Source organism: Streptomyces sp. NPDC043870 (assembly GCF_056435785.1).
Map to the genome: position 1 here is coordinate 190,770 of NZ_JBWKDT010000002.1, position 24,028 is coordinate 214,797.

The window sequence follows — 24,028 nt, forward strand, 5'->3', positions numbered from 1 at the left end:
TGACCAGGGCCACTCGTGGTCCTTGCCGTACGAACTATGCCGGGGGGCTCTGAGACACTGACGGCGATGACTCAGAACGCACCCTTCCGAGCCCGCGCCGAGATCGACCTCGCCGCGCTGCGCGCCAACGTCCGCGCACTGCGCGCGCGGGCGCCCCGCGCCGCCGTCATGGCCGTGGTCAAATCGGACGCGTACGGACACGGGATGGTGCCCTGCGCGAAGGCTGCGCGGGCCGCGGGCGCGACCTGGCTGGGCACCGCCACTCCCGAGGAGGCGCTCGCCCTGCGTGCGGCCGGCATCGGTGGCCGGGTGATGTGCTGGCTGTGGACGCCCGGCGGCCCCTGGCGCGAGGGCATCGAGGCCGGTCTTGACATGTCGGTGAGCGGTATGTGGGCACTGCGCGAGGTGACGCGGGCGGCCCGGGAAGCTGGTCGCCCGGCCCGTATCCAGCTCAAGGCCGACACCGGTCTCGGACGCAACGGCTGCCAGCCGGCCGACTGGGCCGAACTGGTCGCCGCCGCCCGCGCCGCCGAGGAGGCGGGCACCGTCGAAGTCACCGGCCTGTGGTCGCACTTCGCGTGCGCCGACGAGCCGGACCACCCCTCCATCGCCGCCCAGCTGTCCGTCTTCAAGGATCTGGTGGCGTACGCCGAGAAGGAGGGCATCGAGCCCGAGGTCCGGCACATCGCCAACTCGCCGGCCACGCTGACCCTTCCGGACACGCACTTCGACCTGGTGCGCACGGGGATCGCGGTGTACGGGATCTCGCCCAGCCCGGAGCTGGGCACGCCCGCCGACTTCGGGCTGCGCCCTGTCATGACGCTCAAGGCGTCCCTGGCCCTGGTCAAGCAGGTCCCGGCGGGCCATGGCATCAGCTACGGGCACCACTACATCACCCCGGGCGAGACCACCCTGGGCCTGGTGCCGGTCGGGTACGCGGACGGTGTCCCGCGACATGCCTCCGGACGCGGCCCCGTGCTGGTCGGCGGCGAATGGCGGCGGGTGGCCGGCCGGATCGCGATGGACCAGTTCGTGGTCGATCTCGGCCCGGACGGCGGCACGGTGCGGGAAGGGGCGGAGGCGGTGCTGTTCGGCCCCGGCGACCGGGGCGAGCCGTCCGCCGAGGACTGGGCGGAGGCGGCGGACACGATCGCGTACGAGATCGTGACACGCATCGGGACACGCGTCCCGCGCGTCTACCTCAACGCGGAATCCGACGAGAGACCGGACGACCAGTAGGAGCGGCACGGTGAGCGAGAGCAGCGCGGGGGACGTGGCGGCGGCGGCGATGTCCGACGCCGCCACGGGCAACTGGCGCCGGGCGGGTTTCGCCGGCGCCGCCATAGGGGTGATCGCCGCCGGTGCGGCGGCGGGCGTCGCGATAGAGCGCATGACCGTGGGCCGCGGCATGCGCCGCAAGGCCCGGCTCGCCCTGGACGCCTCGGGGCCGTACGGGGCACTGCGCGGCACCCCGGGCAGGGCCGTCGCCGACGACGGCACGGCCCTGTACTACGAGACCGACGAGGTCGACCCGGAGACGGGCCAGGCCGCTCCGCGCAGGCGCCGGCTCTTCGGCCGCAAGGCCCCCGCGCCTGTCACCGTCGTCTTCAGCCATGGGTACTGCCTCAGCCAGGACTCCTGGCACTTCCAGCGGGCAGCCCTGCGCGGTCTGATCCGTACCGTCCACTGGGACCAGCGCAGCCACGGCCGGTCGGGGCGCGGGGCCGCCCAGTCGGGCCCGGACGGTGTGCCGGTCTCCATCGACCAGCTGGGCCGTGACCTCAAGGCGGTCATCGACGCGGCCGCGCCCGAGGGGCCGCTGGTGCTGGTCGGCCATTCGATGGGCGGCATGACGATGATGGCGCTGGCCGCCGCGTACCCCGAGCTGATCCGGGAGCGGGTGGTGGGCGCCGCGTTCGTCGGCACCTCGGCGGGCAGGCTCGGTGAGGTGAACTACGGCCTGCCGGTGGCGGGGGTGAACGTGGTGCGGCGGGTGCTGCCGGGTGTCCTCAAGGCGCTGGGCTCGCAGGCGGAGCTGGTGGAGCGGGGGCGCCGGGCGACGGCCGATCTCTTCGCGGGCCTGATCAAGCGGTACTCGTTCAGCTCGCGGGACGTGGATCCGGCGGTGGCCAGGTTCGCGGAGCGGATGATCGAGGGGACGCCGATCGACGTGGTCGCCGAGTTCTACCCGGCGTTCGCGGAGCACGACAAGGCGACGGCGCTGGACGTCTTCCAGGAGGTTCCGGTGCTGGTCCTGGCCGGGGACAAGGACCTGGTCACGCCCAGCTCGCACAGCGAGGCGATCGCGGATCTGCTGCCCGACTCGGAGCTGGTGATCGTGCCGGACGGGGGGCATCTGGTGATGCTCGAGCACCCGGAGGTGGTCACGGACCGGCTGGCGGACCTGCTGGTGCGGGTCGGGGCGGTCCCCGCAGCGGCTAACGTTGGCACCTATGGAAGCACCGCACAGCCCGGCGGCTGAGGCCGCCGCCCGTCTGACGCTCACGTCGCCGGACCAGATGCAGGAGCTGGGCCGCCGGCTCGCGAAGCTGCTGCGGCCCGGTGATCTGGTGATGCTCACCGGCGAACTCGGCGCAGGCAAGACGACGCTGACGCGCGGGCTCGGCGAAGGCCTGGGCGTGCGCGGTGCCGTCACCTCCCCGACCTTCGTGATCTCCCGCGTGCACCCGTCGCTGGTGGGCGGCCCCGCGCTGGTGCATGTCGATGCGTACCGGCTGGGCGGCGGGCTCGACGAGATGGAGGACCTGGACCTCGACGTGTCGCTGCCGGAGTCGGTGGTGGTCGTCGAGTGGGGCGACGGCAAGGTCGAGGACCTGTCCGAGGACCGGCTGCACGTGGTCATCCACCGCGTCGTGGGCAACACGGACGACGAACGCCGCCAGGTCACCGTGACGGGGTTCGGGGCGCGCTGGGCGGACGCGGGGCTCGCGGGGCTCACCGCCTGATGGCCTGACGGCCGGATTCGCCGCCCGCCCCCCTGAGGGCCGGGGGCCGGGGGCCGACCGGCCGTTTGTGTACGTTCCGACAAGACGTCGGCAAAATGTTGCGTCTGTTGCTCCAGGCATGGTCACATGGATACGAGACAAGGTTAGGTCTACCTAACCACGCCCCCCTGAACCCCAGGAGGCATCCATGTCGGCGTCCGAGCACGAGGCGCAGCCGCGGCCCAAGCCGCAGACAGCGTCGCCGTCGGCGTTGTCGATGAGCGATCTGCTGGCGTCATGCGCGGCGGCCACTGCGGTCTCCACTCCGCCGCGGCGGCGTGACGCGGGCACCGAGGCCGCCGTCGCCGAGGAGCGTGAAGCGCGCCGCGACGCGGCGTAGCCCGTCCGGGTGACGCACCGGACGCCCCGCGGCCCGCGCGCCCTGTCCGTGCGCATGGGCCATCGCAACTCGGGGACAGCCTCGAGGCGGCCCGGAGGCGGCTCGGAGGACGGCCTGGAGACGGCCTAGAGGACGACGACGACCTTCGAGCCGATCGTCGCGAACGCCCACATCGCGTCGCCGTCCACCCGCTTCATCCGCACGCCGCCCGTCTTCTTGTCCGGGTCCGGGCTCTCCAGCGAACCGTCCATGGCGGCGCTGAAGCCGATCGACACGTCATCGACCTTCGCGAACCGTACGACGTGCTCGATCGGCACCCCGTCCGAACCCTGGATCCTGCCGCTCCGCGACGTCACGACGTACGCGCCCGGAACCGGGCTGACGGTGCTCGGCACGACCCTGAAGGTATGCGTGGCCTGCCCGTCCGCATCCACCAGCCAGACCCGGCGCTCACCGAGCGAGTAGACGACCCGGGCGCCCTTGCCGGACTTCTCCGGGACGGCCAGCGGGTCCCTGTGCGGCTTCTTGGCGGCGTCCGAGGGGTGGACGGAGGGGGAGGAGACGGTGGGCTTTCCCAGGTTTCCCGGAACGTTCGCCGAGGCCTGGTAGGCGAGGAAGGCGACCACGGCGATCGCCGCTGTGGTGAGCCCGGCCACCATTCCCGAGCTGCTCCTTGCCACCTTGGCTCCCCTTTCGTACGCCCGTCCGTGGGTGACGGTAGCAGCAGGGGCCGGGGCGGACGGGACGCCGTGCCCTGTCCCGGTGGCCGTAGGCTGTTTGCGTGCTCCTCCTCGCTGTTGATACCGCCACCCCCGCCGTCACCGTCGCCCTGCACGACGGCGACTCAGTCGTCGCCGAGTCGAGCCAGGTCGACGCGCGCCGGCACGGGGAGCTGCTGCTGCCCGCCGTCGACCGGGTGCTCGCCTCGGCGGGGCTGAAACTGGACGCCGTCACGGACCTCGTCGTCGGCGTCGGCCCCGGGCCGTACACGGGACTGCGCGTCGGTCTGGTGACCGCCACGACGTTCGGCTCGGCACTCGGGGTCCCCGTCCACGGCCTGTGCACGCTCGACGGCCTCGCCTACGCCTCCGGGCTCGACGGGCCTTTCGTGGTGGCGACGGACGCGCGCCGCAAGGAGGTCTACTGGGCGCGGTACGACGGCTTCCGCACCCGGCTGAGCGAGCCGGGCGTCGACCGCCCCGCCGAGATCGCCGAGCAGGTCGCCGGGCTCCCGGCGGTGGGTGCGGGTGCGCTGCTCTACCCCGAGGTCTTCCCCGACGCCCGCGCACCCGAGCACCAGTCGGCCGCCGCGCTGGCGTCGCTCGCCGCGGAGAAGCTGGCCGCCGGCGCGGAGTTGCTGCCTCCGCGACCGCTGTACCTGCGCCGCCCGGATGCGCAGGTCCCGAAGAACTACAAGGTGGTCACGCCGAAATGACCGCCACGACCGCCGCTGTGCTGCGCGAGATGCGGTGGTGGGACATCGATCCGGTGCTGCGGCTGGAGCACGAGCTCTTCCCCGAGGACGCCTGGTCGCCCGGGATGTTCTGGTCCGAGCTGGCCCATGCTCGAGGTCCGCGCTCCACCCGCCGCTATGTCGTCGCCGAGGACCCCCGGGACGGCCGGATCGTCGGCTACGCGGGCCTCGCCGCGGCCGGCGGACTCGGCGACGTACAGACCATCGCCGTCGTCCGCGACCACTGGGGCACCGGACTCGGGGCCCGGCTCCTGACCGATCTGCTGCAGCACGCCACCGCCTTCGAATGCGACGAGGTCCTGCTCGAGGTCCGCGTGGACAACACCCGCGCCCAGAAGCTGTACGAACGCTTCGGCTTCGAGCCCATCGGCTTCCGCCGCGGCTACTACCAGCCCGGCAACATCGACGCCCTCGTCATGCGCCTACACGTACAAGGAACCGAGAACCATGGCTGACGAACCTCTCGTACTCGGCATCGAGACGTCCTGCGACGAGACGGGCGTCGGCATCGTCCGCGGGACGACCCTGCTCGCCGATGCCGTCGCCTCCAGCGTCGACGAGCACGCGCGTTTCGGCGGAGTCGTTCCGGAGGTCGCCTCCCGCGCGCACCTCGAGGCGATGGTGCCCACCATCGAGCGTGCCCTGAAGGACGCGGGCGTCTCAGCCCGCGACCTCGACGGCATCGCGGTCACCGCCGGCCCCGGACTCGCGGGCGCGCTGCTGGTCGGCGTATCGGCGGCGAAGGCGTACGCGTACGCGCTGGGCAAGCCGATGTACGGGGTGAACCACCTGGCGTCCCACATCTGCGTGGACCAGCTGGAGCACGGCCCGCTGCCCGAGCCGACGATGGCGCTGCTGGTCTCCGGCGGTCACTCGTCGCTGCTGCTCGCGCCCGACATCACGAATGACGTGCGGCCGATGGGCGCGACGATCGACGACGCGGCGGGTGAGGCGTTCGACAAGATCGCTCGCGTGCTGAACCTGGGCTTCCCCGGCGGCCCGGTCATCGACCGGCTGGCGAAGGAGGGCGACCCGTCCGCGATCGCGTTCCCGCGCGGGCTGAGCGGTTCGCGCGACCCGGCGTACGACTTCTCCTTCTCCGGGCTGAAGACGGCCGTGGCCCGCTGGATCGAGGCGAAGCGGAACGCGGGCGAGGACGTGCCCGTACGGGACGTCGCGGCGTCCTTCCAGGAGGCCGTGGTGGATGTACTGACCCGCAAGGCGGTGCGGGCCTGCAAGGACGAGGGCGTCGACCACCTGATGATCGGCGGCGGCGTCGCGGCGAACTCGCGGCTGCGGGCGCTGGCGCAGGAGCGCTGCGAGCGGGCCGGGATCCGGCTGCGGGTGCCGCGGCCGAAGCTGTGCACGGACAACGGCGCGATGGTCGCCGCGCTCGGCGCGGAGATGGTCGCCAGGAACCGGCCGGCCTCGGACTGGGAGCTGTCCGCGGACTCCTCCCTGCCGGTGACCGACCCGCATGTCCCGGGCAGCCACCACCACGATCACGACCATGTGCACGAGATCAGCAAGGACAACCTCTACTCATGAGCGTCGTCACGCTGATGTGGGAGGCGCGGGCGGCCGAGGGGCGGGGCGCCGAGCTGCTGGAGTGGGCGCGGGCGCAGGCCCTCGACGCGGCGCCCCTGCGCCGGGAGACGTTCCGGGCGCCCGGGGAGCGGGTCCTGGTGCTGACCTGGTGGGAAGTGCCGGACAGCGACGCCGGGCTGCCCGAACTCCCGGAGCCGGCCGCGGATCTGATCACCCGCCCGGTGCACCGCTGGCGCTTCGAGTCCCTCGACTTCTCTGAAGACCACGTGTGAGCGTCGCCCGGTGGAATGACTGTCACAAGTTCCTGCCCGATAGGGGTTGACGCACGGCTCAGCATCCCGGCTATGGGAGGACGTATGACCGCCAGTGCGTCCGAGCAGCCTTTGATCCCGCAGCCGCCGCCGACAGTCGCGGCGCTGCGCCAGGCCGTCGCGCAGATCGCCCCGGCCGCCCTGCCGGCGTTCACCCGCGAGCTGGATCAGGCTGCGGACCGAGCGCGACTGGGCTCGGACCTCGCACCGCTGAGGCGCTTCACCAGACACTGGGCCCTCCATGTGGAGATCCAGCGCCGACCACGCCAGGCAGCCCGCTTCCGTGAGCTGGAGTATCTGGCGGCGAGCGGGGATGCCGATCAGGTTCGCGAGGCCGCCGCCGAGCTCGGCCGACTCCTTGACGATGCCCGGAAGGCACTGACCGGGACCGCGGTGAGTGAGCCGTGGCGGGGAGCTGCTGTTCGCCAGGGCCGCGCAGGCCGACGCGTGATCATCGCGCTGTGACAGGGCGATAGCCTCGTACACATGTCCCGTCGCAACCCTCTCCCCCCGCCTCCGCCCCCCGAGGACATACGCGCCTGGCCCGACCGCGAGGCGCTGCTCGCCGACCGGGCGATGGTGCTGGACCGGCTCACCGGCCGGCTGCTGGGGGTGCCCCAACTGCTGGGCTTTCTGCTGCTGGTGGCGGCGCTTCAGCTCGGCTGGGGGATCATGGGCGCGGGGCTGGTCGGCCTGAACAGGTTCGATCCCCTGGCCCTCGTCTTTCTGGTGATCTTCGGTGTGCTCGGGCTCGCCGTCGTGGTGCCGCTCGGGTTCGTCGTCGGCTTCGGTGTTCGCCGTGATCTCAGGATCCGTCGACTGCTGGACGAATGGGCCGCGCTGGACCTCGATCCGGCGCGTGATTCCCGCCACCGCGTACCGGGCCTGAGTCTGCTGTGGTTTCTGGTGTCGTTCCTGCTCGGTGCGGTCGGGCTGTGGATCTCGTTCGTGGCCCCGGCGTCCGCACGCCCCGGCAGCTGGACGTACGGCCAAGTCGCGTACTTCATGGGCGTGGGCCTCATCCTCTGGGTGATGGGTCTGATCGGCATCACCAAGGCGGTGGCCCACTACCGCTGGGCGGTCCGCCTCACCTCGGCCGTACGCCCGGCGCATACGCCCGGCGGCGCGCACCGCTGAGCCGCTGTCGGACCGCTGAGCGAGTGTCAGACCGCTGCGGGAGCGCCGATCAGCATGGTCGGGGCCCCGGCGACGCGGGTGAGGAAGACCGTCGCAGCGTTGGGCCCGCTCGGCTTCACCTTGCGGCGCAGCTCCTCCGGTTCGACGGCCGAGCCGCGCTTCTTCACCGTCAGGGTGCCGACCTCGCGCTCACGCAGCAGGGCCTTCAGCTTCTTCAGGTTGAAGGGGAGTTCGTCGGTGATCTCGTAGGCGGTCGCATACGGGGTCGTCCGCAGCTCGTCCGCCGTGATGTACGCGATCGTCTCGTCGATCAGGCCGCCGTCGAGGTCCTCGGCGACCTCGGCGACGAGATGCGCGCGGATGACGGCGCCGTCGGGCTCGTACAGGAAGCGGCCGACCTTGCGGACCTGCGGGTTGGGCAGGCCGCGGTCGGTCAGGGTCGCGCCGGAGGGAAGGAGGGTGGCGCGGCGGGTGCCGGGGACGATGACCTCGGTGCGGCCCTCGTCGTGCCAGAGCACGGCTTCCTTCACATCACCGCTGTCCGAGATCCACTCCACCTCGAAGTCGTGGGGGACCAGCTCGTGCGGGATGCCGGGCGCGATCTTGATGGCGCCGGTGCCGACCTGCCGTACCGCCTCGACCGCCCACGAGAGCGGTGGCGAGTACGCCTCCGGGTCGAAGATCCGGCCCCGGCCGCCGCGCCGCGCCGGATCGATGAAGAGCGCCTCGGTGCCACTGAGGTCGTAGTCCATGACGTCCGCGCAGGTGACCGTCATCAGCGGCGTGCCCTCCATCACCGTGTGGACATTGACGAGGGCGGTTTCGGCGGTCACCGGGTCCCGGTCGACGGCCTGCACGACGAAACCCGCACGGGCGAGGGCGATCGCGTCGCCGCCGATGCCGCAGCACAGATCCGTGACGTCGACCGGGCCGATGTCCCGGAACCTCCGGGCGCGGTACTCGGCGACGGACCTGCGCGTGGCCTGCTCGATCCCGTGCGGCGTGAAGTACATCCGGTACGCGTCCTCCGCGCCGAACTTCGCCACCGCCCGCTGCCGAAGCCGCGCCTGCGTGAGCGCCGCGGAGACCAGCTCGGCAGGGTGCTCGCGGCGCAGCCGGGTGGCGAGGGCCAGCTCCTCTCCCGGGGCGTGGTCGCGCAGCGCGGCGAGCAGGGCCTGACCCTCGTCGCTGAGCAGCGGCGAGAGGAGCGGGAAGCAGTCGTCAGTCACCTGGCCATTGTCGGCCAGCCGGGGGACGCTGCGCGCAGGGCGGCGGTGTCGAGGCCTTGCGGGGGAGCGGCGCTGACAGGATGCGGCGCCATGCAGCAAGTAAGACAAAAAGGAAAAATGCCAAAAGGGTGGCGGGCTCGCGCGGCGCTCTCGATGTCGCTCCTCGTCGCGTTCGGCTCGGGCTGTGCCGCGGAGCCCTCGGACGGCGGTGAAGGCGGCGGGACGTCGTGGCCCGCCGCCGGGCCCGCCGCTCACGACCGGCAGCAGAACCAGAGACAGGACCAGGACCGGAAGCACGATCCGGGCCAGGCCCGGAAGCAGGACCCGGGCGGGAAACGTGCCCCGCAGCAGGCCCGGAAGCAGGCCCGGAAGCGCGCCCGGCCCGCGATTCCGAAGGCGGGTCCGCAAGGGGGTCCCGCCGCAGCGCTCTCCGCGTACGCGCGACGTATGAAGAAGGCGCAGGCGGCCCGCGCCGCGGCAGCCAAGCGCTGGGGGCTGAGGGAGACACCTCTGGCCGCCCCTCCGCCGCCCGCCAGGAAGCCGAGGATCACCACGCGCAAGGGATTCGAGGTCGATGACCACGACGGACTGCCGCCCGTCTTCACGACCGTGCCGACCAAGCGGAAGATCGTCTTTCTGACGATCGACGACGGTGCGGAGAAGGACCCCGAGCTGCTGGAGATGATGAGCGAGCTGAAGATCCCCTACAGCGCGTTCCTCACCGACTACGTCGTACGCGACGACTACGGTTACTTCAAGAAGATGCAGGACAGCGGCGTCGCCCTGCACAACCACACCCTCAACCACCGCTACCTGCCGGGGCTCTCGTACGCGAAGCAGAAGAAGGAGATCTGCGGGCAGCAGGCGATCCTCGAAGAGCAGTACGGAAAGCGGCCCCGGCTGTTCCGCCCGCCGTACGGCAACTACAACGAGGACACCCTGCGGGCGGCGAAGAAGTGCGGGATCAAGGCCGTGCCGCTGTGGGCGGCGGAGGCGTTCCCGGATCACATGGAGTGGCGGGAATGGGACCGGGACCTCCATCCCGGCGACATCATCCTCACGCACTTCCGCGGCAAGGACGTCTGGAACGGATCCATGGCCGACTTGGTCCGCAACGTCATGAAGGTCGTCACCGCGAAGGGATACGCGGTGGCGCGGCTGGAGGACTACGTGTGAGGTGCGCGCACCGGCCGCCGGCCGTCCTGGTGGCGGCCGGTGCGCTGATCGCGTGCGTGCTCGGCCCCGCCGGGTGCGCGCCGTCCGTCGACACGGTATTGAGCGCGTGGCGGGCGTGGCGGGCCCGGATCGAGAGACATGTCCGTAGGGTCGTACGGAACGCGGCGGCGCATCCGCGCGTTGTCCGTATCGAGTTCGAGATCGAGATCGAGATCGACGTTGAGAGAGGGCGACGTTGAGATCGACGTTGAGACCGAAGTTGAGTTCGAGACCGAGGTCCAGATCGAACCGTCCGCCGTGGTCCCACAGGCGCGCCGCGCAGTGAATTGGCACTCCGCTTGACCGAGTGCTAATCGCAGTCATAGTCTCGGCTCTGGCACTCCCCACCGGAGAGTGCCAACACAGCGACGGGCAGGTCCGGCACCCGCGACGACGGATCCACCTGGTCGCCACCTCAGACAGTTAAACCCCGTGAGATCTCCGAAGGGGGAGGTCGGATCGTGACGACCACCAGCTCCAAGGTTGCCATCAAGCCGCTCGAGGACCGCATTGTGGTCCAGCCGCTCGACGCCGAGCAGACCACGGCCTCTGGCCTGGTCATCCCGGACACCGCCAAGGAGAAGCCCCAGGAGGGCGTCGTCCTGGCCGTGGGCCCGGGCCGCTTCGAGAACGGCGAGCGCCTGCCGCTCGACGTCAAGACCGGCGATGTCGTGCTCTACAGCAAGTACGGCGGCACCGAGGTGAAGTACAACGGCGAGGAGTACCTCGTCCTCTCGGCCCGCGACGTGCTCGCGATCGTCGAGAAGTAGGTCGGACTTCCGGGGTTCGCCCCCCGGAAGACTCCGTACCAGGCAGTTTTGCTTGAGCCGCGCCCCTGGCCCCCGCGTCGTAAGAAGCCGGGTGGCCCGGGGCGTGGTTCGTTTTGAGAGGACTTGAGAAGCTCCATGGCGAAGATCCTGAAGTTCGACGAGGACGCCCGTCGCGCCCTCGAGCGTGGCGTCAACAAGCTTGCCGACACGGTCAAGGTGACGATCGGCCCCAAGGGCCGCAACGTCGTGATCGACAAGAAGTTCGGTGCCCCCACCATCACCAACGACGGTGTCACGATCGCCCGTGAGGTCGAGATCGAGGACCCGTACGAGAACCTCGGCGCCCAGCTGGTGAAGGAGGTGGCGACCAAGACCAACGACATCGCTGGTGACGGCACCACCACCGCCACCGTGCTCGCCCAGGCCCTGGTCCGCGAGGGTCTGCGCAACGTCGCCGCCGGTGCCTCCCCGGCCGCCCTGAAGAAGGGCATCGACGCCGCGGTCAAGGCCGTCTCCGACGAGCTGATCGCCACCGCGCGTCCGATCGAGGAGAAGTCCGACATCGCCGCCGTCGCCGCGCTGTCCGCCCAGGACCAGCAGGTCGGCGAGCTCATCGCCGAGGCGATGGACAAGGTCGGCAAGGACGGTGTCATCACCGTCGAGGAGTCCAACACCTTCGGTCTGGAGCTGGAGTTCACCGAGGGCATGGCCTTCGACAAGGGCTACCTCTCCCCGTACATGGTGTCCGACCAGGAGCGTATGGAGGCCGTCCTCGACGACCCGTACATCCTGATCAACCAGGGCAAGATCTCCTCGATCCAGGACCTGCTGCCGCTGCTGGAGAAGGTCATCCAGGCGGGTGGCTCCAAGCCGCTGCTGATCATCGCCGAGGACGTCGAGGGCGAGGCGCTCTCCACCCTCGTCGTCAACAAGATCCGCGGCACCTTCAACGCGGTCGCGGTCAAGGCCCCCGGCTTCGGTGACCGCCGCAAGGCGATGCTGCAGGACATGGCCACCCTCACCGGTGCCACCGTCATCGCCGAGGAGGTCGGCCTCAAGCTCGACCAGGCCGGTCTGGACGTGCTGGGCACCGCCCGCCGCGTCACCATCACCAAGGACGACACGACGATCGTCGACGGCGGCGGCAACTCCGAGGACGTCCTCGGCCGCGTCAACCAGATCAAGGCCGAGATCGAGACCACGGACTCCGACTGGGACCGCGAGAAGCTCCAGGAGCGCCTCGCGAAGCTGGCCGGCGGCGTGTGCGTGATCAAGGTCGGCGCCGCCACCGAGGTGGAGCTGAAGGAGAAGAAGCACCGTCTGGAGGACGCCATCTCCGCGACCCGCGCCGCGGTCGAGGAGGGCATCGTCTCCGGTGGTGGCTCCGCGCTCGTCCACGCCGTGAAGGTGCTCGAGGGCAACCTCGGCAAGGAGGGCGACGAGGCCACCGGTGTCGCGGTCGTCCGCCGCGCCGCCGTCGAGCCGCTGCGCTGGATCGCCGAGAACGCCGGCCTCGAGGGCTACGTCATCACCGCCAAGGTGGCGGAGCTGGAGAAGGGCAGCGGCTTCAACGCCGCGACCGGCGAGTACGGCGACCTGGTGAAGGCCGGCGTCATCGACCCGGTCAAGGTCACGCGCTCCGCGCTGGAGAACGCCGCGTCGATCGCCTCCCTGCTGCTCACCACCGAGACCCTCGTGGTGGAGAAGAAGGAAGAGGAGCCGGCGGAGGCGGGCCACGGCCACGGCCACGGTCACTCCCACTGAGTCACCGAGCCCACTGACCCGTTCAGGGCTTGAGGAGGCCCCCGTTCCCGGAGAGGGAACGGGGGCCTTCCCCGTGATGTGCGGCTGATGTGCCGCTGATGTGCCGCCGCCAGGTGTCCGCTGCGGCTGCATGTCCGTCGCGGCTGCGTGTCCGGCGCCGTTGCCTCTCCTGCGCCGTTGCCTCTCCTGCGCCGTTGCCTCTCCCGGCGGCCCGCTGCCGAGCCGCTCCATGTCCGATGCTGCTACATCTCCAGTGCGCCGATCTGTCCCATCAGCCCGAGCCGGTCGTACTGCCACCAGCCCTCGCAGATCATGCCTTCGTGGAGCAGGTGGGTCGTCGTACCGGTCATGGACACCTGCTTGCCGGTGGCCGGTATCCCCAGGAACTCGCCCTTGTGCGTGCCGTTCCAGGTCCAGCGCGTGCACACCCGGTCGCCCTCGGCGATCTGGTCCTCGATGGTGAAGGTGAAGTCGAAGCCGTCCTGCCACATCCCGATCTCGCGGCGGAGCGCCTCGAGTCCGATCAGGTCCTGCGCGTTGGACGGGTCGTGGTCGCGGTAGTCCCTGGTGAGCAGTCCGTCGAGGGCCGCGGGGTCACCGGCGAGGGCGTCGGTGAAGAACCTGCCGCAGGTGTCCTTGTTCAACTGCTCGTCGCGGATGACGTCCAGGTCGGTGAAGGTCGGCAAGCCGTCGCAGAGAGCCACCATCTCCTGGAAGACCCGGTCCGTCTCGGGCAGGTTCGAGTTCCTCATGGCGTCCTCGTACGAGGGGAACTCGACGATCTCTATGACGTGCGTCGCGTCGGAGCGGTCCGTGGCGACGAGATTGTGGGTGGCGGTGCGCTTGCCCTTGGTCTGTTCGACCCAGGTGTCCATGAGCCGGTTGAGCTCGTCGACACGATCCGTTTTACAATCGATCAATTGTACGAATGTCATGGCGTCTCCCGGGCGGGTGGGTCGCTGGGCCGGATACCCCCATTTTAGTGAGAATGGGTCAATTGTCTGCTTGGTGGGAGCGGGGTAATTGTCCGTCTAGGCCGACCGGTTCAGCGCCGCCGGAACGACCTGGTCGGCAAAGGGCCTGCCCAGCGCGTACCGCTCCACCTCGTCCAGCGCCAGGTCGGCCATCCGGTGCAGCTCACGGCCGAGCGAGCCCGCGACATGCGGAGTCAGCAGGACGTTCGGCAGCTCGTACAGCGGGGAGTTCGCGGGCGGCACCTCGGGCTCGGTGACATCCAGTACGGCGTCGAGGCGACCGGAGACGAGCTCCGGGAGCAGTGCGTCCGTGTCCACCAGCGAGCCGCGCGCGGTGTTGATCAGGGTCGCCCCGTCCGGCATCAGCGCCAGCTGGCGGGCGCCGATCATCCGGCGGGTGGCCGGGACCTCGGGGGCGTGGACGGTGACGATGTCGCTGCGCGAGCAGAGCACGTCCAGCGGGACCGCCTCGGCCCCGAGCAGTGCCGCCTCGGCGGCGTCCGCGTACGGGTCGTACAGCAGGACCCGCAGATCGAACGGGCGGAGCAGCTCGATGACACGGCGGCCGATCCGGGACGCGCCGACGACGCCGACCGTACGGCCGTAGTTGCCGGCTCCGTCGAGCTCGTGGCACCAGTCGAACTGGGCGCGCAGCTCGCGGTAGCGGCGGCGGCTGTGCAGGACCCGCTTGTTGGCGAAGAGGATCGCGGCGAGCGTGTACTCGGCGACGGGCAGCGCGTTGGCCGCGGCGGCCGAGGTGACGGCGATGCCGCGGTCCCAGCAGGCCTGGGTGATGTGGTGCTTGACGGAGCCCGCGGCGTGCACGACGGCACGCAGGCGCGGGGCGGCGTCCAGGACGTGCTCGTCGAGCGGGGTCGCTCCCCAGCAGGTCAGCAGCAGTTCCGCCTGGGCGAGTGCGGCCGCGACGGCGGGGGAGGGGGTGGTCAGGTCATGGGCGACGAGGTGGGGGTCGGTGTGCGCCAGTGTGGCGAGGCGGGCGCGATGGGCATCGGTGAGCAGGCGGTCGGCGATGCCGGGACCCATCGCGAGCAGCAGGGACGGCCCCCTGCCCGCGGAACTGTCAGCGGCGTGGTGCATGGTGGAAGTCGGACTCCTCGTTGGTCACTTGGGGTCAACGGGCGGGCTGCTCGACGAGTCACGTTCGCGCGTCTGCGGTCACTTGACGCTGCCGGCGGTCAGGCCCGCCTTCCAGTGACGCAGCAGGGAGACGAACGCGACGAGGAGGGGGATGACGGCGAGCAGGAAGCCGGTGACGACGAGGGGGTAGAACTCCGGCTCGCAGCGCGGCCACTGGGAGGCCACCGGGGACGAACTGCTGCTGGCCGTACGGCCGTACGCCTCGCCCCACCATGGACTGATCAACCTCCCGGGCCCCCGCCCCAGTTGGTCCGGACCCCGTTCGGACGGGCTCGAAGCGTACGCCCGGACGTTCCTCCCCGCCGCCCTCCGCCCTGCTGTCCCGTCCTGCACGCCCATCTCACCGGTGACAAGGACCTTCTCGGCCGCTACGACCCCGGCTGCGCTCCCATCTCGACGGCTGTGTCCGCCTGTTCGGCGCCGACGGAACACCGATGCCGTACGCGGCCGTTCGCTCACGTATCGCTTCGCCGCCGCGGCCGCGCCCTGGCTCGGCGCACTCACCGGGCACACCCCGCTCACCCCCCGGCGCCACCCGCCGCCTCGCCTCCGGCACCCTGCGCCACTTCCTCGGCGGGGGCGCCACCGACGCCGAAGGACTGCTCACGCTGGGCCGGCACGGTCCGTACGAACCCGTCATCACTTCGCCCTCGTCACCGACGGCAGAGCCACCGCGAGGGGCCCCGTGGTCCCGCAGGGCTCCGGCCCGGCTGGGCCGCCTCCGCCCATGCCCCGTCGCCCGGTGTCCGGGTCCACTCACTGACGCTCGCCCATGGCCGGGCCGAGGTCCGCGCCCATCTCGTCACCGGGGCGCCCGACGGCACCCCGGTACGCCAGACCGGCTGGGCCACCACCCCTGAAGGCCCGACCGCCCAACTCCAGCCGGTGCACGGCTACACGGTGCGCACCGCGTCCGACACCGGCTCCACCCTCCAGGGCCCCCGCACCCGTACCGCCCTTCTGCACGGCACGACCGGCGGCGGACCCACCACCCGCTACGTCGCCCTCGCCTCACTCACCGCCGAGCCCGCACCGGCACCCGTCACCGCGCTCGCGGACATCGACATCGACGGACACACCGTCACCGTCACCTGGCAGGACGGGACTACTTCGGTCCGTACTTGCGGCCCGCCCTGGAGCTGACCCCGCCGAGCAGCCCGCGCGGCGCCAGCTTCACGACACCCATGAGCGCCTTGTAGCGCGGGTCGGGAATGGACAGCGACTTCCCGCGCGAGAGGTCGGCAAGCGCCGCCGACACCAGCTTGTCGGCGTCCAGCCACATCCAGCCGGGGATGTTGTCCGTTCCCATTCCGGCCCGCTCATGGAACTCGGTCCGTACGAAACCGGGGCACAGGGCCATCAGCCGCACGCCCGTTCCGGCCAGATCGCGGGCCGCGCCCTGCGTGAACTGCACGACCCACGCCTTGGACGCGCCGTACGTCCCGCGCGGCACGAACGCCGCCACCGACGCGACGTTCACGACCCCGCCCCGGCCCCGGTCGCGCATCGGCCCCACCGCCGCGGCCGTCAGCCGCAGCACCGTCTCGCAGTGCACCTTCAGCATCCGCAGCTCATCGGCCATGGACACCTCGAGGAACCGGCCCTTGTTGCCGAACCCGGCGTTGTTCACCAGCAGGTCCACCGGACGCTTGCGGTCCGCCAGCCGCGCCTCGACCGCGGTGATCCCGTCCTCCTCGGCCAGATCCGCGGTCAGCACCTCCGCCTCGATGCCGTGCCGGTCGTGGAGCTCGGTGGCCTGCTCCTGGAGTCGCTTGGTGTCGCGCGCCACCAGGACCAGATCATGTCCGTCGGAGGCGAGCCGCCGCGCGAAGGCGGCGCCGATGCCCGCGGTCGCGCCCGTAATCAGTGCTGTCGTCATGGGCGGCACGTTAGTGCCCCGTGCGCGTGTGCGGCGTACCAGGCTTGCCCCCTCGCCGTGCCTTCCTGGTCACCTTGACCCGCATGCCTGGGACACCGTCAGACCTGGGTGTTTTGGCATCTCTTTGCCCGGACCGGACGAACCGGTTCATCGGCCCTTGTGTCCCGCTCACCGCGACCGGGTGGCCGGACCGGTCGTGCGGAGGACGCCCGGAGGACGCCCGGAGGACCGGTCGTACGCGGTCAGTCGCCGTACTTGGCGGTGTACGACCGCGCCACCTCCAGCAGCGCGGATTCCATCCACTCGGCCGCGACCAGGGTGCGCGGCAGCAGCTCCCGCTCGAGCGTGGCCGCGCGGAACAGCAGCGCGACCGTGATGTCGTGGTCGGGCCGGTGCACGATCTCGACCGGGTCGTCCGCCTGGAAAGTGCCCGGCTCGATCACCCGCAGCAGCGCCCCCGGCGCTCCCGCCCGGGTGAACCGCTTCACCCAGTCCTTCTCACCGACGTGCCCCTGGAACGTCCTGCAGGGCACGCGGCCGCCGGTCACCTCGAGCACCACCCCGGAGCCGACGCGCCAGCGCTCACCGATGAGGGCCCCGTTCACATCGAGGCCGAGGGTCGTGAGGTTCTCGCCGAACGCGCCGTCGGCCAGCGGACGCCCCAGCTCCCGCTCCCAGCCGTCGAGGTCCTCGCGCGCGAAGGCCGTGACGGCCCGGTCGTCCCCTCCGTGGAAGCGCAGGTCGCCGATGGTGTCCCCGTCCAGTCCGCTGCCGCTGGTCCCCGGCGGGCCGGGCGCGAAGACCCGTACGGGCCCGTCGGCCGGGCGCTTGTCCACGCCGGTGATCCCGCCCTGGGCGCTGGTGTACTCGACGGACTTCGGCCGGCCCACGTTCACGGAGAGAATCTTCATGCTCACGACGCTAGCCGACTCCCCCAAAGCTTCCAAGCGGAAACTAGCTCACACCCCAAGAGGCCCTTATGCTTGCAGGGTGATCGAAGCCCGCCATCTCCGCGTCCTGCGCGCCGTGGCCGCCACCGGGTCCTTCTCCGCCGCGGCGCGCGAGCTGGGCTGCACCCAGCCCGCCGTCAGCCAGCAGATGAAGGCGCTCGAAACCTCCGCCGGGACCCCGCTGTTGATCCGGACCGGCCGGGAGATGCGCCTGACCCAGGCCGGCGAGGTGCTCGTGCGCCATGCCGCCGGGATCCTGGCGGGGCTGACCGCGGCCGAGGAGGAGGTCGCGGCGATCGCGGGTCTGCGCGCGGGCCGGGTCCGCCTGGTGTCCTTCCCCAGCGGCAGCTCCACGCTCGTGCCCACCGCACTCGCCGCCCTCCGCGCGGCGCACCCCGGCACGCGCGTCTCGCTCGTCGAGGCCGAGCCGCCGCGCTCGGAGGAGATGCTGCGCGAGGGCGACTGCGATGTGGCGCTGGCCTTCCGGTACGGCCCGGCGGGTGCGGAGTGGGAGGACCTGGTCGTACGGCCACTGCTGAGCGACCGGCTCGTCGGCCTGGTGCCCGAGGGGCACCGGCTCGTGGACGCCGGTGCGGTCTCCATCGCCGATCTGGCGGAGGAGCCGTGGATCGCGGGGTGCCCGCGCTGCCGCCGCCAGCTCGTGGCGGTCTGCGAGGAGTCCGGCTTCACGCCCAGGATCGACTTCGCCACGGACGACTATCCGGCCGTGGTCGGACTGGTCGGCGCGGGTCTCGGCGTGGCCGTGCTGCCGGAGCTCGCGCTGGAGTCGGTGCTGCCCAAGGGCGCCCGTACGGTGGCGGTGGAGCCGTCGGTGCACCGCGAAATCGTCGCTCTCACCCTCCCTGACCTGGCTCAGGTCCCCGCGGTCGCGGCCACCCTGGACCAGCTCGCACTGGCCGCCGCGCGCTGAACCCGCGCGACTGCGCCGCTCCACCACTGCACCGTCGCCCGTTCCTGGGCCGGTCGGTGCAGGAACGTTTCTTCGAATCGATGCAGGAACGTTTCTTCGAAGATGACGGCCTGGATGTCAGCCGTGCGGGCTGCCGCCCGCGCCGCCTGCCGGGATCAGCCGGTGCCTCGCCCGCCCCATGAGCTCCTCACGCTCGTCCTCCGTCAGTCCGCCCCATACCCCGTAGGGCTCCCGCACTGCCAGTGCGTGCGCCGCGCACTCCGCGCGCACCGGGCACCTCATGCAGACCTCTTTCGCCGAGTTCTCGCGCGCACTCCTTGCCGCGCCGCGCTCCCCCTCTGGGTGGAAGAAGAGTGAGCTGTCTACCCCACGGCATGCCGCGAGCAGCTGCCAGTCCCACAGATCGGCGTTCGGTCCGGGAAGGCGGGAGAAATCTGCCATAGCGCATGTCCCCTTGAAACCGTGCTGAGTGGATGCCTGAAGGTCCGACCGTACATCTACGGTGTAAGTAGATGTAAATATGACTCATTGCGAATCTAGCCACAGACACCAGCAAAAGGGAAGAAATGCCGCTAAATGGGGCATAGCGGCCATGTGGCGCGTCGATGGGCTGTGTCGCTCTCCTCCGCTCATGGGTCCTCACGTAGAGTGCCGAAGGTGCCCGTCGCACCCGTAACTCTTTCGAGTGACCGTCGTTGAGAGTGCGGAGGCGGTTGAGAGAACAAGCGCTCGGGCAGATGTCCGGGGGCGTCAACCGCACAGGTGACGATACGTAACCAGCCTGGAGGCTCAAGGTGACGCGCATCAGCTGCGGAGGGCGGCCATGACATCCGTCCTCGTCTGCGACGACTCCCCGCTCGCCCGAGAGGCGCTCCGCCGCGCGGTCGCAACCGTGCCCGGCGTAGAGCGCGTGACGACCGCGGCCAACGGCGAGGAAGTCCTCCGCCGCTGGGGCGCCGACCGCTCGGACCTGATTCTGATGGACGTACGCATGCCCGGACTGGGCGGCGTCGAGACGGTCCGCCGGCTGCTCTCCGCCGACCCCGGCGCCCGGATCATCATGCTCACCGTCGCCGAGGACCTGGACGGCGTCGCGCTCGCCGTCGCGGCCGGCGCGCGTGGATATCTGCACAAGGACGCCTCGCGCGCCGAGCTGCGGGCCACGGTCACCCAGGCGCTCGCCGACCCGACCTGGCGGCTCGCCCCGCGCAGGCTGCGCTCGGCCGAGATGGGCGCCGCGCCCACGCTCACCGCGCGGGAGATCCAGGTGCTCGAAGGAATGAGCCACGGCAGGTCCAACGCCGAGATCGGGCGTGAGCTGTTCCTCTCCGAGGACACGGTGAAGACGCACGCCAGGCGGTTGTTCAAGAAGCTGGGCGCCTCGGACCGGGCGCACGCCGTCGCGCTCGGATTCCGCTGGGGCCTGGTCCGCTGAGCGGTGCCGGGCGTGGCCGGGACCACTCCTGGCGAGCGAGCCGAAGGGGCGCGCGGCTGTCGGAAGGGAAGGTGCGCAGAGGTCCCGAGGTGCGAGGGACCGAGCGCGGTTGATCGTCGACAGCCGCTGGGGCGCCCCGGAGGCGAGCCGCGGGAACGGGCGCGCCCGGTGCGCCCCAGGGGTCCCGCAGGCATCATGAGCCCCGCCGACCCGGCGGTGGGCGGGGCGGTCGGCGACGGGGGGCGCATGTTTCCCGCGCGATGCCGCATCCTTGAGGTGTGGAGTTCCTCAGGAACGAGTCGGTCGAGCGCAAGGGGAGGGCGCAGGAGATGACTTCCGGCGCACCTGCTCATAACGCTTCGGTGCACAACTACGGACGCGGTGCCACGGATCAGCGGCAGCCAAGGCACCATGGACCGATGCGTGACGACGAGGCGGCGACTGCCCATGGGGCCATCGGTGCACTCGTTCACCGTGCCGTCGACGGAGATGAGCAAGCCACGCACGATCTCCTGGCCCGTGTGCACCCGCTCGCGCTGCGCTATTGCAGGACGCGGCTGAACCGGCTGCCCGGTGATGCCCGTCACTTCGTCGAGGACCTCGCTCAGGAGGTCTGTGTCGCGGTCCTCATGGCGCTGCCGCGCTACAGGGACACGGGACGCCCCTTCGAGGCGTTCGTCTTCGCCATCGCCGCGCACAAGGTCGCCGATCTGCAGCGTGCGGCCATGCGGCACCCCGGATCCACGGCCGTGCCGTCCGACGAGATGCCCGAGCGGCCCGACGACTCGCTCGGCCCGGAGGAGCGGGCGCTGCTCAGCGACGACGCGGAGTGGGCCAAGCGACTCCTCGCCAACCTCCCGGAGAACCAGCGGGAGCTGCTGGTGCTGCGGGTCGCGGTCGGGCTCACCGCCGAGGAGACCGGGCAGATGCTCGGAATGTCCCCTGGCGCGGTGCGGGTGGCGCAGCACCGGGCGCTGAGCCGGCTGCGGGCACTGGCGGAGCAGTAGCGGTGATCAGGGGCGGCCGGGGTGAACCGGACGCCCCCTCCGAACGTATGACCTCCGTACGTGTGAACGTACAAAGCTGCTCATCGATCTTGATCGTGGAATGAGACACCCTCGGATCCCGTTAGCATGGACATCCGCACCGATCAAGGCCATTTGGGGAAGGTGTCATGACTGCCAACGTCGACGGAGTGCCCGAGAAATTCGCGACACTCGGGCTGACCTACGACGACGTGCTGCTGCTGCCAGGCGCGTCGGACATGGCGCCCGACCAGATCGACACCTCCTCGTTCATCTCGAAGAACGTCCGGGTGAACATCCCGCTGCTGTCCGCTGCCATGGACAAGGTCACCGAGGCCAGGATGGCCATCGCGATGGCCCGCCAGGGCGGCGTCGGCGTACTGCACCGCAATCTCTCCATCGCCGACCAGGCCAACCAGGTCGACCTGGTGAAGCGCTCCGAGTCCGGCATGGTCACCGACCCGATCACGGTGCACCCGGACGCCACGCTTGCCGAGGCCGACGCGATCTGCGGCAAGTTCCGGATCAGCGGCGTCCCCGTCACCGACGCGGCGGGCAAGCTCCTCGGCATCGTCACCAACCGTGACATGGCCTTCGAGACGGACCGCTCCCAGCAGGTGCGCGACGTCATGACCCCGATGCCGCTGGTCACCGGCAAGGTCGGCATCTCCGGCGTGGACGCCATGGAGCTGCTGCGCCGCCACAAGATCGAGAAGCTTCCGCTCGTCGACGACGCGGGCATCCTCAAGGGCCTCATCACCGTCAAGGACTTCGTCAAGGCGGAGAAGTACCCGAACGCGGCGAAGGACAAGGAGGGCCGGCTCCTCGTCGGCGCCGCCGTCGGTGTCGCCGGTGACGCCTTCGAGCGTGCCCAGGCCCTGATCGAGGCCGGGGTCGACTTCATCGTCGTCGACACCGCGCACGGTCACTCCAAGCTGGTCGGCGACATGATCGCCAAGATCAAGTCCAACTCGTCCGTCGACGTCATCGGCGGCAATGTCGCGACCCGCGACGGCGCCCAGGCGCTCATCGACTCCGGTGTCGACGGCATCAAGGTCGGTGTCGGCCCCGGCTCCATCTGTACGACGCGAGTCGTCGCCGGAATCGGCGTTCCGCAGGTCACCGCGATCTACGAGGCCTCGCTGGCGGCGAAGGCGGCGGGCATCCCGGTCATCGGCGACGGTGGTCTGCAGTACAGCGGCGACATCGCGAAGGCCCTGGTAGCGGGCGCCGACACGGTGATGCTCGGCTCGCTGCTCGCGGGCTGCGAGGAGTCCCCGGGCGAGCTGATGTTCATCAACGGCAAGCAGTTCAAGTCGTACCGCGGCATGGGTTCGCTCGGCGCGATGCAGTCCCGCGGCGAGCAGCGTTCCTTCTCCAAGGACCGCTACTTCCAGGAGGGTGTCGCCTCCGACGAGAAGCTGGTGCCCGAGGGCATCGAGGGCCAGGTGCCCTACCGTGGCCCGCTGTCCGCGGTCGTCCACCAGCTGGTCGGCGGTCTGCGCCAGTCGATGTTCTACGTCGGCGGGCGGACGGTGCCGGAGCTGCAGGACCGCGGCCGGTTCGTACGGATCACGTCCGCGGGTCTCAAGGAGAGCCACCCGCACGACATCCAGATGACGGTCGAGGCGCCGAACTACAGCAGGAAGTAGTCGCACGGGTTTAGCAGGGGCGGTTCCGGGGATGGCCGGGACCGCCCCTGGCGTGTGTGTCGGGGATACTGGTAGGCGCAGACGTAGAGGGAAAGGCCACACATCGTGACTGAGATCGAGATCGGGCGCGGCAAGCGCGGCCGCAGGGCGTACGCGTTCGACGACATCGCCGTCGTACCGAGCCGGCGCACCCGGGACCCGAAGGAGGTCTCGATCGCGTGGCAGATCGACGCCTACCGCTTCGAGCTGCCGTTCCTGGCCGCCCCCATGGATTCCGTCGTCTCCCCGCAGACCGCGATCCGCATCGGTGAGCTGGGCGGACTGGGCGTGCTGAACCTCGAGGGGCTGTGGACCCGGTACGAGGACCCGCAATCGCTCCTCGACGAGATCGCGGAGCTGCCCACCGAGAGCGCGACCCGCCGTCTGCAGGAGATCTACGCGGCCCCGATCAAGGAGGAGCTGATCGGGCAGCGCCTCAAGGAGGTGCGCGACTCCGGCGTCGTCACGGCCGCCGCGCTGTCGCCGCAGCGCACCGCGCAGTTCTCCAAGGCCGTCGTCGACGCGGGTGTGGACATCTTCGTCATCCGCGGCACGACCGTCTCGGCCGAGCACGTCTCGGGCGCCGCGGAGCCGCTGAACCTGAAGCAGTTCATCTACGAGCTCGACGTCCCGGTCATCGTCGGCGGCTGTGCCACGTACACCGCGGCCCTGCACCTGATGCGCACCGGCGCGGCCGGCGTCCTCGTCGGCTTCGGCGGCGGCGCGGCGCACACCACCCGCAACGTGCTGGGCATCCAGGTCCCGATGGCCACCGCCGTCGCCGATGTCGCCGCGGCCCGCCGCGACTACATGGACGAGTCCGGCGGCCGGTACGTCCACGTCATCGCGGACGGCGGGGTGGGCTGGTCCGGCGATCTGCCCAAGGCCGTCGCCTGCGGCGCGGACGCCGTGATGATGGGCTCCCCGCTGGCCCGCGCGACGGACGCCCCCGGCCGCGGCCACCACTGGGGCATGGAGGCCGTCCACGAGGACGTCCCGCGCGGCAAGCTCGTCGACCTGGGCATCGTCGGCACGACGGAGGAGATCCTCACCGGGCCGTCGCACAGCCCGGACGGCTCGATGAACTTCTTCGGCGCGCTGAAGCGGGCCATGGCGACGACGGGCTACAGCGAGCTCAAGGAGTTCCAGCGCGTCGAGGTGACCGTCGCGGACTCCCAGCACAAGCGCTGAG

Annotated in this window: 27 protein-coding genes and 2 pseudogenes; 21 read left to right on the plus strand and 8 right to left on the minus strand. The window is 70.8% G+C overall.

Features of this window, described 5'->3' with window-relative positions; genetic code table 11:
- The first annotated feature begins 66 nt into the window (after positions 1 to 66).
- The 4 genes from alr to AC0699_RS03340 all read left to right on the plus strand — a co-directional run bounded on the left by alr (position 67) and on the right by AC0699_RS03340 (position 3,345).
- Positions 67 to 1,239: an alanine racemase gene (gene alr, locus AC0699_RS03325; protein WP_478655000.1), complete on the plus strand. Its 1,173-nt coding sequence runs from the start codon at positions 67 to 69 to the stop codon at positions 1,237 to 1,239.
- Positions 1,240 to 1,249: 10 nt separating this feature from the next.
- Positions 1,250 to 2,482 carry an alpha/beta fold hydrolase gene (locus AC0699_RS03330; RefSeq protein WP_478655002.1) on the plus strand — a complete coding sequence of 411 codons (1,233 nt, stop codon included), beginning with the start codon at positions 1,250 to 1,252 and terminating at the stop codon, positions 2,480 to 2,482.
- Complete coding sequence (gene tsaE, locus AC0699_RS03335; protein ID WP_478655004.1) at positions 2,454 to 2,966, plus strand: tRNA (adenosine(37)-N6)-threonylcarbamoyltransferase complex ATPase subunit type 1 TsaE; 513 nt, start codon at positions 2,454 to 2,456, stop codon at positions 2,964 to 2,966. Before AC0699_RS03330 ends, tsaE begins: the two co-directional genes overlap by 29 nt.
- A 187-nt stretch (positions 2,967 to 3,153) precedes the next feature.
- Positions 3,154 to 3,345 (plus strand): hypothetical protein, encoded by a 192-nt coding sequence (locus tag AC0699_RS03340; protein WP_478655007.1) that lies wholly within the window; start codon positions 3,154 to 3,156, stop codon positions 3,343 to 3,345.
- 125 nt (positions 3,346 to 3,470) lie between these two features.
- On the opposite strand, the gene AC0699_RS03345 is transcribed toward AC0699_RS03340, so the two are convergent.
- The gene (locus AC0699_RS03345) at positions 3,471 to 4,001 is read right to left on the minus strand and encodes a hypothetical protein (protein WP_478655486.1); all 531 of its coding nucleotides are present in this window, start codon (positions 3,999 to 4,001) and stop codon (positions 3,471 to 3,473) included.
- A gap of 125 nt (positions 4,002 to 4,126) precedes the next feature.
- Between AC0699_RS03345 and tsaB the strand changes: the two genes are divergently transcribed.
- From tsaB to AC0699_RS03375, 6 genes and pseudogenes are all read left to right on the plus strand, one after another.
- Complete coding sequence (tsaB, locus tag AC0699_RS03350) at positions 4,127 to 4,780, plus strand: tRNA (adenosine(37)-N6)-threonylcarbamoyltransferase complex dimerization subunit type 1 TsaB (protein ID WP_469769400.1); 654 nt, start codon at positions 4,127 to 4,129, stop codon at positions 4,778 to 4,780.
- Positions 4,777 to 5,274, plus strand: a complete 498-nt coding sequence (gene rimI / locus AC0699_RS03355) for a ribosomal protein S18-alanine N-acetyltransferase (protein ID WP_478655009.1) — start codon at positions 4,777 to 4,779, stop codon at positions 5,272 to 5,274. Before tsaB ends, rimI begins: the two co-directional genes overlap by 4 nt.
- The gene (tsaD, locus tag AC0699_RS03360; RefSeq protein WP_478655012.1) at positions 5,267 to 6,367 is read left to right on the plus strand and encodes a tRNA (adenosine(37)-N6)-threonylcarbamoyltransferase complex transferase subunit TsaD; all 1,101 of its coding nucleotides are present in this window, start codon (positions 5,267 to 5,269) and stop codon (positions 6,365 to 6,367) included. The genes rimI and tsaD overlap by 8 nt, the downstream gene beginning before the upstream one ends.
- Positions 6,364 to 6,639 carry a hypothetical protein gene (locus AC0699_RS03365; RefSeq protein ID WP_478655014.1) on the plus strand — a complete coding sequence of 92 codons (276 nt, stop codon included), beginning with the start codon at positions 6,364 to 6,366 and terminating at the stop codon, positions 6,637 to 6,639. The genes tsaD and AC0699_RS03365 overlap by 4 nt, the downstream gene beginning before the upstream one ends.
- Before the next feature lie 84 nt (positions 6,640 to 6,723).
- Positions 6,724 to 7,059, plus strand: a pseudogene (locus tag AC0699_RS03370) (DUF6247 family protein); the annotation flags it as partial.
- A 105-nt stretch (positions 7,060 to 7,164) separates the two neighbouring features.
- On the plus strand, positions 7,165 to 7,815 hold the full coding sequence (locus tag AC0699_RS03375; RefSeq protein WP_478655015.1) for a hypothetical protein: 651 nt from the start codon (positions 7,165 to 7,167) through the stop codon (positions 7,813 to 7,815).
- 26 nt (positions 7,816 to 7,841) lie between these two features.
- On the opposite strand, the gene AC0699_RS03380 is transcribed toward AC0699_RS03375, so the two are convergent.
- Positions 7,842 to 9,044 carry a THUMP-like domain-containing protein gene (locus tag AC0699_RS03380; RefSeq protein ID WP_478655018.1) on the minus strand — a complete coding sequence of 401 codons (1,203 nt, stop codon included), beginning with the start codon at positions 9,042 to 9,044 and terminating at the stop codon, positions 7,842 to 7,844.
- 117 nt (positions 9,045 to 9,161) lie between these two features.
- Between AC0699_RS03380 and AC0699_RS03385 the strand changes: the two genes are divergently transcribed.
- The 4 genes from AC0699_RS03385 to groL all read left to right on the plus strand — a co-directional run bounded on the left by AC0699_RS03385 (position 9,162) and on the right by groL (position 12,793).
- Positions 9,162 to 10,220 carry a polysaccharide deacetylase family protein gene (locus AC0699_RS03385; protein WP_478655021.1) on the plus strand — a complete coding sequence of 353 codons (1,059 nt, stop codon included), beginning with the start codon at positions 9,162 to 9,164 and terminating at the stop codon, positions 10,218 to 10,220.
- Positions 10,217 to 10,459 carry a hypothetical protein gene (locus AC0699_RS03390; RefSeq protein ID WP_478655024.1) on the plus strand — a complete coding sequence of 81 codons (243 nt, stop codon included), beginning with the start codon at positions 10,217 to 10,219 and terminating at the stop codon, positions 10,457 to 10,459. Before AC0699_RS03385 ends, AC0699_RS03390 begins: the two co-directional genes overlap by 4 nt.
- A gap of 261 nt (positions 10,460 to 10,720) precedes the next feature.
- Positions 10,721 to 11,029, plus strand: a complete 309-nt coding sequence (gene groES, locus AC0699_RS03395; RefSeq protein ID WP_015035628.1) for a co-chaperone GroES — start codon at positions 10,721 to 10,723, stop codon at positions 11,027 to 11,029.
- A 135-nt stretch (positions 11,030 to 11,164) separates the two neighbouring features.
- Complete coding sequence (gene groL, locus AC0699_RS03400) at positions 11,165 to 12,793, plus strand: chaperonin GroEL (RefSeq protein ID WP_478655027.1); 1,629 nt, start codon at positions 11,165 to 11,167, stop codon at positions 12,791 to 12,793.
- 242 nt (positions 12,794 to 13,035) lie between these two features.
- Here the strand turns inward: groL and AC0699_RS03405 are convergent, their stop codons facing one another.
- From AC0699_RS03405 to AC0699_RS03415, 3 genes and pseudogenes are all read right to left on the minus strand, one after another.
- Positions 13,036 to 13,728, minus strand: coding sequence for an ester cyclase (locus AC0699_RS03405; RefSeq protein ID WP_478655029.1), 693 nt, complete (start codon positions 13,726 to 13,728; stop codon positions 13,036 to 13,038).
- A gap of 96 nt (positions 13,729 to 13,824) precedes the next feature.
- A complete protein-coding gene (locus AC0699_RS03410; RefSeq protein WP_478655032.1) occupies positions 13,825 to 14,865 on the minus strand; it encodes a hydroxyacid dehydrogenase in 1,041 nt (346 codons plus the stop codon).
- 78 nt (positions 14,866 to 14,943) lie between these two features.
- Positions 14,944 to 15,066, minus strand: a pseudogene (locus AC0699_RS03415) (carbohydrate ABC transporter permease); the annotation flags it as partial.
- A 40-nt stretch (positions 15,067 to 15,106) separates the two neighbouring features.
- On the opposite strand from AC0699_RS03415, the gene AC0699_RS03420 reads away from it, so the two are divergent.
- Entirely contained in the window at positions 15,107 to 15,688 is a 582-nt protein-coding gene (locus AC0699_RS03420; protein WP_478655489.1) for a hypothetical protein, read from the plus strand.
- Between the two features lie 122 nt (positions 15,689 to 15,810).
- Entirely contained in the window at positions 15,811 to 16,068 is a 258-nt protein-coding gene (locus AC0699_RS03425) for a hypothetical protein (protein WP_478655035.1), read from the plus strand.
- Here the strand turns inward: AC0699_RS03425 and AC0699_RS03430 are convergent.
- Together AC0699_RS03430 and AC0699_RS03435 are read right to left on the minus strand one after the other, a co-directional pair.
- A complete protein-coding gene (locus AC0699_RS03430; RefSeq protein WP_478655037.1) occupies positions 16,031 to 16,804 on the minus strand; it encodes an SDR family NAD(P)-dependent oxidoreductase in 774 nt (257 codons plus the stop codon). The genes AC0699_RS03425 and AC0699_RS03430 overlap by 38 nt on opposite strands.
- A 242-nt stretch (positions 16,805 to 17,046) precedes the next feature.
- Complete coding sequence (locus AC0699_RS03435) at positions 17,047 to 17,715, minus strand: MOSC domain-containing protein (protein ID WP_478655040.1); 669 nt, start codon at positions 17,713 to 17,715, stop codon at positions 17,047 to 17,049.
- A 79-nt stretch (positions 17,716 to 17,794) separates the two neighbouring features.
- On the opposite strand from AC0699_RS03435, the gene AC0699_RS03440 reads away from it, so the two are divergent.
- On the plus strand, positions 17,795 to 18,685 hold the full coding sequence (locus tag AC0699_RS03440; protein ID WP_469771340.1) for a LysR family transcriptional regulator: 891 nt from the start codon (positions 17,795 to 17,797) through the stop codon (positions 18,683 to 18,685).
- A gap of 117 nt (positions 18,686 to 18,802) precedes the next feature.
- Here AC0699_RS03440 and AC0699_RS03445 read toward each other — a convergent pair whose 3' ends face one another.
- Positions 18,803 to 19,126: a WhiB family transcriptional regulator gene (locus tag AC0699_RS03445; protein ID WP_453660296.1), complete on the minus strand. Its 324-nt coding sequence runs from the start codon at positions 19,124 to 19,126 to the stop codon at positions 18,803 to 18,805.
- A gap of 382 nt (positions 19,127 to 19,508) precedes the next feature.
- Here AC0699_RS03445 and AC0699_RS03450 point away from each other — a divergent pair, with 382 nt between their 5' ends.
- From AC0699_RS03450 to AC0699_RS03465, 4 genes are all read left to right on the plus strand, one after another.
- Complete coding sequence (locus tag AC0699_RS03450) at positions 19,509 to 20,120, plus strand: response regulator transcription factor (protein WP_003948568.1); 612 nt, start codon at positions 19,509 to 19,511, stop codon at positions 20,118 to 20,120.
- 419 nt (positions 20,121 to 20,539) lie between these two features.
- Entirely contained in the window at positions 20,540 to 21,127 is a 588-nt protein-coding gene (locus AC0699_RS03455; protein WP_469771339.1) for a sigma-70 family RNA polymerase sigma factor, read from the plus strand.
- A 167-nt stretch (positions 21,128 to 21,294) separates the two neighbouring features.
- Positions 21,295 to 22,797 carry an IMP dehydrogenase gene (gene guaB / locus AC0699_RS03460; protein ID WP_478655044.1) on the plus strand — a complete coding sequence of 501 codons (1,503 nt, stop codon included), beginning with the start codon at positions 21,295 to 21,297 and terminating at the stop codon, positions 22,795 to 22,797.
- 105 nt (positions 22,798 to 22,902) lie between these two features.
- Positions 22,903 to 24,027, plus strand: coding sequence for a GuaB3 family IMP dehydrogenase-related protein (locus tag AC0699_RS03465; RefSeq protein WP_478655047.1), 1,125 nt, complete (start codon positions 22,903 to 22,905; stop codon positions 24,025 to 24,027).
- Position 24,028: the final 1 nt, after the last annotated feature.